Below are 13,891 nucleotides of genomic sequence, written 5' to 3' on the forward strand. Positions count from 1 at the left end.
GCTGTTCTTTGCTGTTCTTTGCTGTTCTTTGCTGTTCTTTGCTGTTCTTTGCTGTTCTTTGCTGTTCTTTGCTGTTCTTTGCTGTTCTTTGCTGTTCTTTGCTGTTCTTTGCTGTTCTGATCAGTCAGTATCATTCAGTATGCCCTCTTGCTTGTAAAATTTAGCTCATTATATCATTATGAAGCCTTTAACTTATACACCATTGCGAGAATTTCAGCGACTCCCCTGTAAAGGTCTTCGGGAATTTCCTCGCCGATTTCTACATTTTGATATAGTGCCCAAGCGAGCGGTTTATTTTCTATGACGGGGATTAAATTTGCTTCTGCTATTTCTCTGATTCTGCGTGCTAAAAAGTCTCCCCCCTTTGCTATAACTTGAGGCGCGCCCATTAATTTGCGGTCATAAACAAGAGCTACTGCAATATGAGTCGGGTTTGTGATTACGACATCAGCTTTGGGAACGTCGGCCATCATTCTTTGTTTTGCCATTTCGCGTTGTTTCTGCCTGATTTTCTGCTTGACTTGGGGGTCTCCTTCCATTTGCTTGTATTCGTCTTTAATTTCTTTCTTGCTCATTCTGATAGATTTCTCGAAGTCCCATTTTTGATAGAAATAATCAGCAAAGGCCATTACTAGCAGCATTAAAGCAAGCCTCATAGCCAGCCACCATAACATATCCCAGAAAGCGAGACTCCCGAATAATAACGGCATTTGCATAGCTTTTGACGAGGTTGGCAAATAATTTCTCACAGCAGAATAAATCATCACAGCAAAAATACTAGCCTTCAATAAACCTTTCAGAAGCTCGACGATTGAACGCAGGGAAATAATTTTTTTCATGCCGGTGAAGGGATTCAATCTGTCAAATTTCGGGCCAAATGGTTCACCCGTCATAGCAAAACCTACTTGAGCAATAACAGTGCATGTCGAGAATAATACAACGAGTCCCCCCAGAGGCAGCCACGACGCAAAATAATCTTTCATAGCCTCCCATGAAACGAGATAAAGCCAGCCATCCTGCAATAAAGCCTTATCGCCCATAAAACTTATAGAAAACGTGATTAAACTTGTAAGAGTCCTCCACGTTAAAGCCCCTAACATAGTCATGCCTAACAAAGCCGTAATTATTGCAACAGCAGCGTTTAAATCTTTACTGACACAGACTCGGCCTTCTTCGCGTACTTTTTCGCGTTTTCTGGGTGTAGCTTCTTCTGTGCGTTCTTCAGCGAAAAATTGAAGGTTAAATTTTTTATTAGTGTGAGAGCTCATTAATTTGCGTAAAAAAATTTTCTCCGTGAATGCGAGACAAACCCACAAACCCGGTTTTTCTCGCGCTCTTTTCCCCCGCCCGTAACGCTCATAGACTGTATCGCCGTAAAAATCATAGTGTTCATTATGACAGGAATAAAATTTTATTGTTCGTCTCATTCTTATACAACTGGCCGCCAAAATCTTATAACGCTTAAAGCAAACTCTATCCATTTTTCAAGCTGAGTATAAATCAAATCCATCGTTAGGGGCAACACAGCAGCAAGCACCATAAATCCGAGCATAACTTTAACGGGCATACCGACGACAAAAATATTCATTTGAGGTACAGTGCGCGCCAAGAATCCAAGTCCGACATCAGAGACTAATAACGAGCAGTAAAACGGGAGTACAATTCGCATACTCAATATAAACATTTGCTGAAGCCATGAGCCTAACGACAAATCACCAGCAGGAAATAACGAAATCTGACCGGGCGGAACAAGTTTTAAAGTCTCGACTAACGCCTGAATCATCAATAAATGACCATTCCAGCGAAAATAAAACCATAGAGCCGCTAAAAAATGTAACTGTCCTAATATTGAAGTCTGAGCCATTGACGAAGGATCCATTACCTGCGCCATCGAGAATCCCATTATTGAACCGGTCTGTTCGCCTGCAACCTGTAACGCGTAAAGGGGTAAAGCTGAAATAAAGCCTAATGCAATGCCGATTAATAATTCACGCACAAAAATTACTCCGATAAATATAACGCTGTCGAAATAAATTAACGGGATTGAATCATCTTTTATGACTCCAACTGAACAGATAGTGAGCATTACCGCAAATAAATATCTAAAAGGGGTCGGAGTCATTGAAGTCGTAAACATAGGCGAACTGAACACCAGCCCCACGAATCTCAAGTGAAGCAGCAAATATACAGCTAATAACTGCGCAGGAACTTCAAGACCTTTCACTGTATGAATCTTTCGAGCTGGCCGAGTATTTCACGAGTCATAACCAGCATTCTTTGACTTATGAACGGCGATAATAACACTATGCACAAGAAAACAGCTAAAATTTTCGGGATAAATATTAATGTCTGCTCCTGAATTGACGTAGCTGTCTGCAAGATTCCTATAACGAGACCGACTATCATAGCAGTTAATAAAATCGGCAAAGTTACGGCCATCATTGTCCAGATTGCACCGCTTAGAATATCGAACAGACTCAAAGTTGTAACAGGCATTTTTCAGCGCACACTCCTTTACAATAAATCACGGAACATTTGTAAAACTCTTTAAGACGCTCATTACGACGAGATTCCAACCGTCAGCCATCACGAATAATAGAATCTTGAACGGCAGAGAAATCATCATAGGCGGAAGCATCATCATACCCATTGCGAGCAAAACACTTGAGACAACCATATCAACGACTAAAAACGGGATATAAATTACTACTCCCATTTGAAAAGCTGTCTTAAGTTCGCTCAACATGAAAGCAGGAATTAAAACTCTTGTCGGGACTTGAGATTGATTCGCCGGTCTTGGAGTCTCTGACATTGAGACCATCAACGATAATTCTTCCTGACGTGTATATCTGAACATGAAATTTCGTATAGGTTCTCTTGCGCGCTGCCATGCTTGAGGGGCGTTAATGTTTCCTGACATGTAGGGCGATATAGACTCCTGATAAATATTATTCCAAGTCGGATACATCGTAAACATCGTAAGAAATAAAGCCATTCCCGCGACAACCTGCTGAGGGGGCGACTGTTGAAGACCGATAGCCCTCTGCACGAATCCAAGAACAATAATAATGCGTGTAAAGCTCGTAATCATTAATAAAATTGCAGGCACGAGACTTAACACAGTCATCAGCGCGAGAACCTGAAGAGTTAAAGCTACATCACGTGGCGAATCAGCCGGGGTAATTCCAAAATTTATGGTCGGCAATGGAATATTAGGCGGCATTAATGGCAGTCTCGCCGGAGCAGTTGCAGCAAATGAACTCCCGCAAAATATGAGAATCAATACTAATGCGAGAAAAAAATTAGCTGCTCGATTTAAGCCAATCTTCATAATTCCACCTGCCTAATAAACAAGTACCGCCGGATCCTGTTGTGAATGCTATAACATCGGGGCCGCAGTGAACGACTAAAAATATATCCCTGCCAGTCAGACGCAGGGATGAGATTATCTCGACAGCTGATGAAATTTTTGCGTTATTATTGTGCTTCTTGTAATACTTCACCAGCAGAAACGCGGCCGCTGACATAATTATTAATACACCTACAGCACGGATTATATATGCTGTTAACGTTACGTCCTGGCCTAAAATTTTTACGACAACACCTTTGTAATAGCCTCTATGACTCTTTCGGGCTGGAAGGGCTTGACGATAAAATCATTTGCTCCGGCTTGAATTGCTTCGATTACCATAGGCTGCTGACCCATTGCGGAGACCATTACAATTTTAACGCTGGGATCTAATGCCTTGATTGCTTTGACAGCGTCTATACCGTTCATTTCCGGCATAGTAATATCCATCGTTATAATATCCGGTTTATACTTTTGGAAAGCTGCGACTCCTGCCTTCCCGTTTTCAGCTTCTGCAACGACTTCAAAATCGTTCTTAGTGAGTATATCTTTTAACATCATACGCATAAAAGCCGCATCATCGACTATTAAAACTTTTTTGCCCATTATAATAAAACTCTCCTTTGCAAATTATACGATTATACAAGTTATGGAAAATTTCAACTGCATTATAACACGAAAAATTCAAAATTTTTTATGACGCAGCCCTTGAAGCTCCGCCGGGTATTATATCCGTGATTCTAACGCCGAAATTTTCATCTATTACAACGACTTCACCATGAGCGATTAATTTTCCGTTCACGAGAATGTCAACAGGTTCGCCGGCCATTTTGTCGAGTTCGACGACAGCTCCGGCAGTTAACGCGAGAATTTCCGATACACTTTTACGCGCCTTGCCAAGCTCTACAGTTACACGCACGGGAATATCAGCAATTAAATCTATCGGACTAGGTGTCCCGCCGCCTCCTGTGCCTCCTAAAGGCTGAAAAGCTGCAGGTCTCACATCAACGGCAGGGCCTGCGTTTTGTCTTCCTCCCATTGATCCCCCACCTCCCATAGGATTATTTGCTGTTTGCTGCGGTTCGGGCGATTTCTTGCCGCTCATTGTTTCTGCGATGTCTAAAGCTGTATCTAACGGCAGGCACGTCCAAATATTAAATGGTGCTAGACCGTCAATTGTTACATTAACGGGACTGACCCAAATTTTTTGTTCTGCAGGCTCAAGAGAAAACGCGCGCCATTCTGCTTCACCAAGTGCAGAACTTGTATTTTCCGGCATTAAACGCCGTCCGCCTAATAAAGCACTCATGCTCGTAAATGCAGAGCCTACAACTTGACTCAAACCTTCCTGCGCTGCATTCCAGTATAAATCGCTAGGTTCAGGCAATTGCGCACCGCCCCCGCCCATCATTAAATCTGCGAGAGTTAATGCACCCTTTTGATCTACTACAAGTGCTAAAGGTTTATCATCGAATCCGCCGAATGTGCTCGAGAACAAAAACGGAATCTCAGCAAATTTTTTAGCAAAATCTATTTGTGTCAATACTTCAGCTTTGCCGACATTAGTTGTAACATTTTTGCCCGCAAGCATATTTATGACGCTGTTCTCGGAATTTGCGAATACGTCAGCAACTTTTGCGAGCTGTTCGGAGTCTTCGTTTGAAATTTCTTCTACGTCGCCTAAATCATCGCCGCCCCCGCTAAGAAGAGCATTTATTTCATCAGGACTCAATAAATCATCAGCCATTAATTAATCTCTCCTTTCATTTAGCTTCAGCCGTGATTTCGGGCATGTCGTCCGTTAAAACCTGAGTCAGCTCAACGGCCATGTGTCCGCGCAAAGTTCCGGGTTTGGCCTTGAATCTTATCTGATTGCCGACTCTTACGTCAATATTTGAATCTTTCAGTTCATCGAGTTTAATTACATCTCCGACTTGAAGCGCGTAAACATCACTTAATGACAAAACAGTGTGTCCGAGTTCCATAGCCATTGGCATACGAATTTGACGCACTGAATAATTAAGCCAGTCTTTCATTTCGTCGTCTGCTTTATGACTCGTTGATGCGTACCATTGCTGCGATGACAATCTGTCCATGATAGGCTCAATCAGGAAATAAGGGAAACAAAGGCTGACCATTCCTTCAACGTCAGCAACTTTTAATTTCATGATTACGACTAAGACCATATCACTAGGCGAGCAGATCTGCACAAAAAACGGGTTGCTTTCCATGCTCTCAAATCTGAATCTCACGTCAACAACGGTGCTCCAGCTGTCCTCAAGTAATTCAAGGATTCGCATAATAACGCGCTCAATAACAGTTTTCTCTATGTCCGTAAGTTCTCGGATATTTCCGGAAAAAGTGCCACGTCCGCCCAGCATTCTGTCAATAATCGTGAAGACTAACGCGGGATTTATTTCTATTAACATACTGCCCTCGAACGGGTGCATTTCGATCATGCCTATAACTGTAGGCTGTACCATGTAATTAACAAATTCTTCGTAGGCGAGCTGCTCAACTGAAGCAATTTCCGCGCTTACCATAGAACGAATTAGAGTCGATAATACCGTAGTCATCTGTCGTGCAAATGACTCGTGAATCATTTGGATAGCCCTTAATTGATCCTTGCTGAATTTGTCGGGCCGCTTGAAGTCATAAACTTTTAATTTTGCGTATTCTTCTGCTTTCTCTGCGATTGCGTTAATGTCTGCACCGCTTGAGATATTCTTTAACAGCGCGTCAATAGCGTCTTGTGATAATACGTCCGGCATTTTTCACCCCGCCTCACTGAAGTACTATGCTCTCAAATAAAACGTTGACTATAGGAGCCTCGCCGCCCACATCAGGGAGCATTCGATTTAATGAGCGTTTAATATCGCCTGCAAATTGCAGTGTACCTTCTGCGCTCGTCAAATCATCATAGACTCTGTCCTTAATGAGCATAAAAATTTCATTTCTGATTCTCATGAGCCAGCCGGGACTCTGAATCATTGCTGAAGCTCCGTCCTTGTCAACGAGTTCAAGAGACAGCGCGAAACTTATTACATGACGGCCAGCCCCTGCAAGATTGCTTGTAAATTCACCGATTGAGACGATCGGCCCGGGATTCTGAATTACTCTTCCTGCGCCGATTCCGTTATTGTCGTCTTTGGGTGCCATTGTACGGCCTAAGAGCAAGCCGCCTCCGAAACCTGCCCCGAACATTACGAGTCCGACTACTACGAAAATTATTATACGTTTCATTTATTTATATTATCCTCCCTAAAATATCTGCTTTAAAAGCTACAACAGCAAAGTCAAAGTCAAAACCTTTTTGCAACCGGTGCCGGCTGCGCGTCATCAGCTGCTCCCGTTGGTCGCAGCATAAAGCACGTTTTACAGTTATTCAAGTGCATTTGCTATATACGGCTCAAGCGGGATCGATAAAGATTCAACTAAAATAGTTGGCTGAGGAATCTCTTCCCCGTCTTCATGATAAGCAATAGCCATTTCGTGAGCTGCATCCATCAGCATTTCCCGGCATTCTTCCAAAGTTTTGCCGTCTGTAATTACGTTCGGCCATTCTAAAAGCTGACCCATGTAGCAATCTTCTAATTTCGTATAACATGCTGTAAATTTCATAATATTTAGCTCCTTAACGTTTTGGATATTGCGATAAAAACACTATTTCTACCCGCCGATTCAATGCTCTATGTTCCGGACTGTCATTCGGGACTATCGGCTGAGTTGAACTGTAACCGACTGCTTGCAATTTCAACGGGTCAAAACCTCCGGTCTTCTCCATGTAACTAGCTACAACAGCAGCACGCATTGCAGACAATCCCCAGTTATCGCGATAAATTCCGCCGTTGAGAACTCCCGAATCTGTATGGCCTTCAACAGCTACAGCAGGGACTCTATCGCGAGTCAACTCCGAAATCTTGTATAAAGCTCTCTGACCTTCCGGCCTTAGTTCTGCGCGTCCCGGAGTAAATAAAAATTGGTCGCTGATTGAGACTGCTACGCCTCGTTGATTGATTGACACTTGAATCTCGCGAGTCAAATTTTCACTGCGCAAATAAGAATTTAACGTGTAAGCTACATGACGCGTATCAAGCTCGACTCTTTCACTTGCGCCGGGGCTTGTTCCTTGTTCACCGCTCCTGTTTGGATCCGTTGACTCTTCAGTCGTAACGCCGCCCTTCAAGACTCCTAGTGAACCTCTCAGCGATAATAAAGCCTTCTGAAATTTTTGCGAATCTACTGACGACATAGCGAACAATAATATAAAGAAACATAATATCAACGTTACCATGTCGCCGTAAGTTCCCATATAAAAGGGTGCTGATAAACCGGGCTCTTCGGGTTTCTTCTGACGTGCCATTATTTATTTTTCCTCCTGATTGAAGGCTTCACGCATTGCAGGCGGTAAATAAACTTTTAATTTTTCCTCGACAATTCGCGGGTTTTCTCCTGCCTGAATCGCTAATATTCCCTCGACCATAAGCTCCATAGACTTGACTTCTTCGGCACTTCTTGCAGCTAATTTCTTACTCACAGGAGAACCGAACATGTTAGCCATCATTGAACCGTACATTGTCGTAATTAATGCAACCGCCATACCGGGACCAAGTGCGCTGACGTCCTGCAAGTTTCCTAACATCGCTATGAGTCCGATTAATGTTCCTATCATTCCGAATGAAGGCGCAAATTCTGTCAAGTTATCAAAGACTGCTTTATTTGCCGAGTGCCTGTCCTCAAAATTTCCGATTTCAGTATCGAGAATAGCGCGGACTAATTCCGGATCTGTTCCGTCGACTACTAATTGCATGGCCTTACGCATAAAATCGCTGTCAACTTCTGCAATATCGGCTTCAAGTGCAAGCAAACCTTCCCGGCGCGCCTTCTCTGCAAAACTGACTATCATTTGAACCATGCCGACTAAATCTCTTTGCTGCGTAAAAAATACATTTCTCAAGCAGCCCGTAATAGCTTTGAGTCTTGGGCCGGGATTTGAAATTATCGTAGCACCGATTGCCCCTCCGATTGTAATCATCAATGAAGGAACGTCGAAATAAGCTCCGATATTACCGCCTGAAGCCATTGACGCAATAACTAATATCCACGTTGCAAGAAATCCTATTAGACTTGTTAAATCCAAAACGTTTTCACCTCTGTATTAATCTTCGCGCGATTCGTCCGCAGTATTTGCGATTATACACGTATAACCGGCTGCTTTCCTGAAGGCTATAATTTTTTTGTATACGTCACGAACTTTTTCGCGCACTATATATCTATGCCCGTTTAACAGACGCAATACAGTATCAGGCGTTACGTCTATGGTCTCTATCATGTCAGAATTTAACAAAAACGCTTCCCCGTTCAGACGATGTACTTCAATCATTGCAATATAACGCCAGCCCTTCGCTTGATTTTACTATATTTATCACGTGCAAATTCATTCTCAAGTCTCCCGAAATATTAAGCAAATAAAATTTTATGGGATAATACATGAATATATTATACGATTTTGAAGGGAAAAAGCGATAAAATAAAAGCAAAAAATTTTTCCGGAGGTGTAAATTTAAATCAAATGTCCGAAAATGTTAGCGAACTTTATAACAAAATAGATTTCTTAGTCAACGGAGGCGCACTCAAAAATTTAACAGACTTCCTAGACTCTAAATCTATGCGCGCACTAATTGTACAGCCTTCAGGACTCGACAAATTAAATATTCTCGATGCAGCCGGGATTGTGCCTCAAAGCCTCACTATTAATGACGAGATCACAAAACTTTTTACACATAATATCGTAAAAGAATCTTACGAGCTTGAATACTGCGAAAATCTTGACTCGGAATCTTGGCCGGCCGTCATCAGAATCAGGGGCGAACACTGGGAAGTTTATATAATTCTCAAGGACAAACCCGCAGCACCTGAAGAATTTATCAGCGAGTTAAAGCCCTATGCAGGAATAATAAGACTCTGGCAGACGTTCAGCAAAATTAATGACAACGAGAAAAAATTATCAAGACTTTCATATATGATTCTCGCAACAAAAAATACTCTCGCGTCAATCTTTGAACCTATGCCATTACAATATTTTGCGTCGTTCTTAACTGATGTCCTGCAAGAAAGTTTATTCCCGAAATCTATAGCAATTTTACGCGACGAAGGAAATTATTTAACAGTTTTTAACGGCAAAGCTGACAATATCCCAGAAAGAAAAGGTATTTACAGCTCGCAGATTTTACCGCCGACTCCTGTCCTGACAAAAAATGAAGCACCGTTTGAAATAGTTTTGCCCGTCGCTGAAGGAGGACTAAGACTCTTTTGCGTCATGACGTGGGATAATCTTCCCGACGAACAAACAATGAATTTCTTAGAATTACTCGGAAATTTGGCAGTAAGAGCTATAGCAATAAATAATTTACGCATTCAATCACAGCAGGCAGAAGCAAATATTTCTACGGGTGAATTTACTGTATTGTCTCTCTCGAACGTTCTAAAAGTTTTACGCAATGCAGAAAATAAAGGCCGATTCTTGTCGCTGCTCGTTGAAATTTTCATAGAACAATGTCGTATGCCGAATTGTTTATTAGCAGTCTGGAACAATGCCCGCAAAGGTTATACACTTTCAGAACGCAGAACAGGACATTTCAGAAGCAACATAGACCCGACTTTATTGCCGTCAACTGATGGGCCAGTCGCAAACGAGAAAATCAATGAGGCTGTTTACTCACTCGACACAAACTCACCGGACGCAATTTTTAGATCTTGGGGCTTGGCCGGTTGTCCATGGAAAGATATTTTCAAGTCGTCATCAATGAAATATATTTTCCCGATCTGCAATGACTCTTCATTAGTGGGTATTATCGCACTCGGAGCAGGCCAAGAGGGGCGCGCAGTTCTTGACCGTTCGCAGCTTGCTTCTTTGCAGTTAATCGCACAGTTTGCAGCATATGAATTTAGACGATTTGAATAACTCAATGAAATTTTTGAAGGCCGGATTTACTCATAAAGATTTATTGCGGCTTAGTGAGAAAGATTTGCCCGTGCTGGCTGATGAGGTGCGGGCAGCTATCATTAAAACTGTAATGCAGAATGGCGGTCATTTAGGATCTTCACTCGGAGTCGTTGAGCTCACAATTGCAATGCTTAGAAAATTTGACCCCTTCAACGACAGAATTATATTTGATGTCGGCCATCAGTCTTACCCGTATAAAATTTTAACTGACAGATTCGACCAATTTCACACACTGAGACTTAAAGACGGTATATCAGGTTTTCCCCGGCGAAATGAATCACCCTGCGATCACTTCAACACAGGACACAGCAGCACTTCAATATCGGCCGCGCTGGGTTATGCAAAAGCTAGAGATCTATTACACGAAAAAAGGCATGTTATAGCGTTTATAGGTGATGCGTCATTAATTAACGGTCTTGCGCTCGAAGCGTTAAATTATGTTCATGAGACACCGACAAAATTAATTATAATCCTCAACGACAATAGACACTCAATCAGCAACAGAGTCGGGGGATTCTCAACGATTTTAGCGAGACTTTCGGCAAATTCCACTTACAAGCGAATCAAGAACGCAATACGAAATTATACCCCTTTGAGATTCAGCAAAGCACTTGAACGAGTCCGAGACCTCATCAAGAAAATTATCAAGCCTCACAACATTTTTGACGACTTAGACATTAATTACTGGGGGCCGTTTGATGGTCATGACATTAAGAACGCAGAAAGAGTCTTAGAGCTCGCAAAAAATTTCGACAGACCCGTTTTACTGCACTTCAACACAGTCAAAGGCAAGGGACTCCCGGAAGCAGAAGCAGACCCGACAAAATATCATCAAGTCGCACCGGCAAACGAGAAAAAAGCGCGTACATGGAGTGAAGCAGCCTCACAAATCGCAGAAGAACTCGCAATAAATGACCCTCGTATAATTTGTTTTACTGCAGCAATGTCAACGGGCGTTAAACTCGAAAAATTTGCGCGTCAATTCCCTGATAGATTCTTTGATGTAGGCATTGCAGAAAGTCATATGCTCACAATGGCTGCTGGTTTTGCTGCCGGAAATATGCGCCCATGGGTATTTATTTACTCGACATTTTTGCAGCGTGCTATGGATCAATTAATGCATGATATAGCTTTACAAAATTTACCGGTTGTAATAATGGTCGACAGGGCCGGACTCTCAGGTTCGGACGGTGATACTCATCAGGGGTTATTAGATGTCTCATGGTCGCGCGCGATTCCTAATTTACAAATTTTTACTCCATGCGACGAAAGCTCGTTAAAATCTGCAATGCTCACAGCTTCACACAATAACGGGCCGACTCTTATTCGTTATCCGAGAGGACATATCCCAGCAAAAAATTTAAGTCCTGAGTCTGACTCTGCAATCGTAAAAATTTCTGACGGATTCAAATGGGCGTTACTCGGTTACGGAGCTAGCGTTCAAACAATGCTTGAGACTAGAGAATTAGCAGAACGTGAAAAAATTGATTTGCCTGCAATTTATGACGTTAGACGAGTCAAGCCGCTTGATATAAAATTGCTTGATGAAATTCTGAATCGCTATAAAATTATTGCAGTCGTCGAAGAAAGTTACAAGGCCGGCGGATTAAATGAGTCAATTGCAAGCTATATCGCAGAAAAAAATTTTAACGTGAAATTATTAGATTTTGCTATACCTGACGTTTGTGTGAAACATGCGACTCAATCACAGCAAAGGGAGCTATACGGTTTGACAGCAGAAAATATCTTGAAGCAATATAAACATGAAGAATAAAGAAAGACTCGATAAATTACTGCCTGAACTTGGCCTCACAGAAACGAGGAACAAAGCTCAGGCTTTAATAATGTCCGGAAAAGTGCGCGTAAATGGTCAAGTAATCACAAAGGCGGGGGCACTCTTTGAACGGTGCGAAAAAATTACCCTCGACGAGATTTCAGAATGGGCGAGCAGAGGCGCAAAAAAATTATTGCGTGCATTTGAAGTCTTCAACCTCGATATAAACAATAAAATTTGCGTTGATTTCGGAGCGTCTACAGGAGGATTCACAGATGTAATGCTCTCAAAGGGTGCGAAAAAAGTTTATGCGGTTGACGTAGGAAGGGGACAATTAATTTGGCGGCTTGCAAGTGATTCGCGCGTCGTAGTAATGGATCGCACTAATGCAAGATATTTGACTCGTGAAAATTTCCCGGATTCTATAAATTTTGCGGGCTGTGATGTCTCGTTTATCTCGCTGAAATTGATTTTGCCGGTAATTGATGATGTTGCTGACTCTGCTGTCGTGCTGATAAAACCTCAATTCGAGGCCGGACGCGATAAAATTTCAAAAGGGGTTGTGCGCGATAAATCAATTCATGCTGAAGTCCTCGAAAATATCACAAGTTTCATAGATAATAATACAAATTTTGTGATTTCGGGCTTGACTCATTCGCCTATAACCGGTCCTGAAGGTAATATAGAATTTCTCTGTTATTTGACGCGCGAAGAAGAGAATAAAATTTTTCTTGACATTGACTCTATACTTAACGAGGCTTATAAATTTTTTGAGAGGTGAGTAAATTTTTATGATGGCAATGACAAAAGAAGCTGAAGATTTCTTAATATTATGTGCACACGGAAAACGCAAGGACTTAGAGAAGGCTTTATCTATGGGAGCAAACCCTAACGAAGTATTTTATCCTGCTGACGGCCTGCGAAAAAATGCGCTTGATATTGCTGTCTCAATGAATAACACTGACGCGGCAGAAGTCTTAATACAACACGGGGCAAATCCAAATTTTCAGGATTACAACGGCAGAACAGCTTTAATGTATGCGGTTTTAGTAAGTTCCGAAATGGTCGAGACTTTATTAAATAACGGCGCAGATCCTAATATTCAAGACATGATTGGGCGCACACCGTTAATAATGGCCGTATCAGGTCGCGACATAGTAGTACAAGATTTCTTTGCGTCATTAATCAGGACAGGAGGACTCCGCGCAGAAGATAGCGACAAATGGACTCTGACAGCGTTTATGTATGCAGCAATATGCAGAAATTTGCAGATTGAGTCAATAAAAATTTTGCTTGAACACGGTGCAAATGCGTCTTTGTGCGATAATAAGGGCATGAACGCGAGAACTTATGCGATGGCATCAGACGACGACGAAATTTTTATGATGCTTATGGGTTATTAAAATTTTAAAGGAGGCTTTATTTATTAATGGGATTTGGAGCTAAAAGAAAGCTGAAGAAATTAATAATGGGCAACAAGGGCGAATTTGATTTAATCATTGAGCCTGACACAACAACAACGGATTTATTCAGAGAGCTTATAAAATATCGTGAGCTTTTCTTTTTTCTTGCGTGGAAAGATATTATCGTGCGTTATAAGCAAACAGTTATCGGTCTTGCATGGAGTCTGATAAAACCGTTTTTCAGCATGATAGTTTTCACTGTAATATTTGGGCGGCTTGCTGGACTTCCAAGCGAGGGAGTGCCTTATCCGATAATGGTATTTTCTGCGCTGCTGCCGTGGCAATATTTCGCAAATGCA

General features: G+C 42.0%; 18 protein-coding genes. 5 read left to right on the forward strand and 13 right to left on the reverse strand.

Annotation, left to right across the window (positions count from 1 at the left end; all coding sequences use genetic code 11):
• Positions 1 to 176: 176 nt before the first annotated feature.
• The 13 genes from flhB to IJT21_04325 form a co-directional block, all read right to left on the reverse strand.
• Entirely contained in the window at positions 177 to 1,268 is a 1,092-nt protein-coding gene (flhB, locus tag IJT21_04265; GenBank protein MBQ7577468.1) for a flagellar biosynthesis protein FlhB, read from the reverse strand.
• A gap of 161 nt (positions 1,269 to 1,429) precedes the next feature.
• Positions 1,430 to 2,224, reverse strand: a complete 795-nt coding sequence (locus IJT21_04270) for a flagellar biosynthetic protein FliR (protein ID MBQ7577469.1) — start codon at positions 2,222 to 2,224, stop codon at positions 1,430 to 1,432.
• On the reverse strand, positions 2,221 to 2,496 hold the full coding sequence (locus tag IJT21_04275; GenBank protein MBQ7577470.1) for a flagellar biosynthetic protein FliQ: 276 nt from the start codon (positions 2,494 to 2,496) through the stop codon (positions 2,221 to 2,223). The genes IJT21_04270 and IJT21_04275 overlap by 4 nt, the downstream gene beginning before the upstream one ends.
• Positions 2,497 to 2,524: 28 nt before the next feature.
• Positions 2,525 to 3,331: a flagellar type III secretion system pore protein FliP gene (gene fliP, locus IJT21_04280; GenBank protein MBQ7577471.1), complete on the reverse strand. Its 807-nt coding sequence runs from the start codon at positions 3,329 to 3,331 to the stop codon at positions 2,525 to 2,527.
• Complete coding sequence (locus tag IJT21_04285; protein ID MBQ7577472.1) at positions 3,303 to 3,527, reverse strand: hypothetical protein; 225 nt, start codon at positions 3,525 to 3,527, stop codon at positions 3,303 to 3,305. Before IJT21_04285 ends, fliP begins: the two co-directional genes overlap by 29 nt.
• 65 nt (positions 3,528 to 3,592) lie before the next feature.
• Positions 3,593 to 3,955 (reverse strand): response regulator, encoded by a 363-nt coding sequence (locus tag IJT21_04290; GenBank protein MBQ7577473.1) that lies wholly within the window; start codon positions 3,953 to 3,955, stop codon positions 3,593 to 3,595.
• 88 nt (positions 3,956 to 4,043) lie between these two features.
• Positions 4,044 to 5,096 carry a flagellar motor switch protein FliN gene (gene fliN / locus IJT21_04295; GenBank protein MBQ7577474.1) on the reverse strand — a complete coding sequence of 351 codons (1,053 nt, stop codon included), beginning with the start codon at positions 5,094 to 5,096 and terminating at the stop codon, positions 4,044 to 4,046.
• Between the two features lie 16 nt (positions 5,097 to 5,112).
• Positions 5,113 to 6,120, reverse strand: a complete 1,008-nt coding sequence (gene fliM, locus IJT21_04300) for a flagellar motor switch protein FliM (GenBank protein MBQ7577475.1) — start codon at positions 6,118 to 6,120, stop codon at positions 5,113 to 5,115.
• Positions 6,121 to 6,133: 13 nt separating this feature from the next.
• Positions 6,134 to 6,592 (reverse strand): flagellar basal body-associated FliL family protein, encoded by a 459-nt coding sequence (locus IJT21_04305; GenBank protein MBQ7577476.1) that lies wholly within the window; start codon positions 6,590 to 6,592, stop codon positions 6,134 to 6,136.
• Positions 6,593 to 6,730: 138 nt separating this feature from the next.
• Positions 6,731 to 6,973, reverse strand: coding sequence for a type II toxin-antitoxin system HicB family antitoxin (locus tag IJT21_04310; GenBank protein ID MBQ7577477.1), 243 nt, complete (start codon positions 6,971 to 6,973; stop codon positions 6,731 to 6,733).
• A 10-nt stretch (positions 6,974 to 6,983) separates the two neighbouring features.
• The gene (locus tag IJT21_04315) at positions 6,984 to 7,712 is read right to left on the reverse strand and encodes a flagellar motor protein MotB (GenBank protein ID MBQ7577478.1); all 729 of its coding nucleotides are present in this window, start codon (positions 7,710 to 7,712) and stop codon (positions 6,984 to 6,986) included.
• Between the two features lie 3 nt (positions 7,713 to 7,715).
• Positions 7,716 to 8,432, reverse strand: a complete 717-nt coding sequence (locus tag IJT21_04320) for a motility protein A (GenBank protein ID MBQ7577479.1) — start codon at positions 8,430 to 8,432, stop codon at positions 7,716 to 7,718.
• 75 nt (positions 8,433 to 8,507) lie between these two features.
• Positions 8,508 to 8,732 carry a flagellar FlbD family protein gene (locus tag IJT21_04325; GenBank protein MBQ7577480.1) on the reverse strand — a complete coding sequence of 75 codons (225 nt, stop codon included), beginning with the start codon at positions 8,730 to 8,732 and terminating at the stop codon, positions 8,508 to 8,510.
• A 189-nt stretch (positions 8,733 to 8,921) separates the two neighbouring features.
• Here IJT21_04325 and IJT21_04330 point away from each other — a divergent pair, with 189 nt between their 5' ends.
• The 5 genes from IJT21_04330 to IJT21_04350 all read left to right on the forward strand — a co-directional run.
• Positions 8,922 to 10,313: a hypothetical protein gene (locus IJT21_04330; GenBank protein ID MBQ7577481.1), complete on the forward strand. Its 1,392-nt coding sequence runs from the start codon at positions 8,922 to 8,924 to the stop codon at positions 10,311 to 10,313.
• Positions 10,314 to 10,317: 4 nt separating this feature from the next.
• Complete coding sequence (locus IJT21_04335; protein MBQ7577482.1) at positions 10,318 to 12,129, forward strand: 1-deoxy-D-xylulose-5-phosphate synthase; 1,812 nt, start codon at positions 10,318 to 10,320, stop codon at positions 12,127 to 12,129.
• Positions 12,113 to 12,910 (forward strand): TlyA family RNA methyltransferase, encoded by a 798-nt coding sequence (locus IJT21_04340; protein MBQ7577483.1) that lies wholly within the window; start codon positions 12,113 to 12,115, stop codon positions 12,908 to 12,910. Before IJT21_04335 ends, IJT21_04340 begins: the two co-directional genes overlap by 17 nt.
• Before the next feature lie 10 nt (positions 12,911 to 12,920).
• On the forward strand, positions 12,921 to 13,532 hold the full coding sequence (locus tag IJT21_04345; protein MBQ7577484.1) for an ankyrin repeat domain-containing protein: 612 nt from the start codon (positions 12,921 to 12,923) through the stop codon (positions 13,530 to 13,532).
• Between the two features lie 26 nt (positions 13,533 to 13,558).
• A partial coding sequence (locus IJT21_04350) for an ABC transporter permease (protein MBQ7577485.1) occupies positions 13,559 to 13,891 on the forward strand: 333 nt, incomplete at its 3' end.

The sequence above is a fragment of the Synergistaceae bacterium genome, assembly GCA_017443945.1.
Classification (GTDB): domain Bacteria; phylum Synergistota; class Synergistia; order Synergistales; family Aminobacteriaceae; genus JAFUXM01.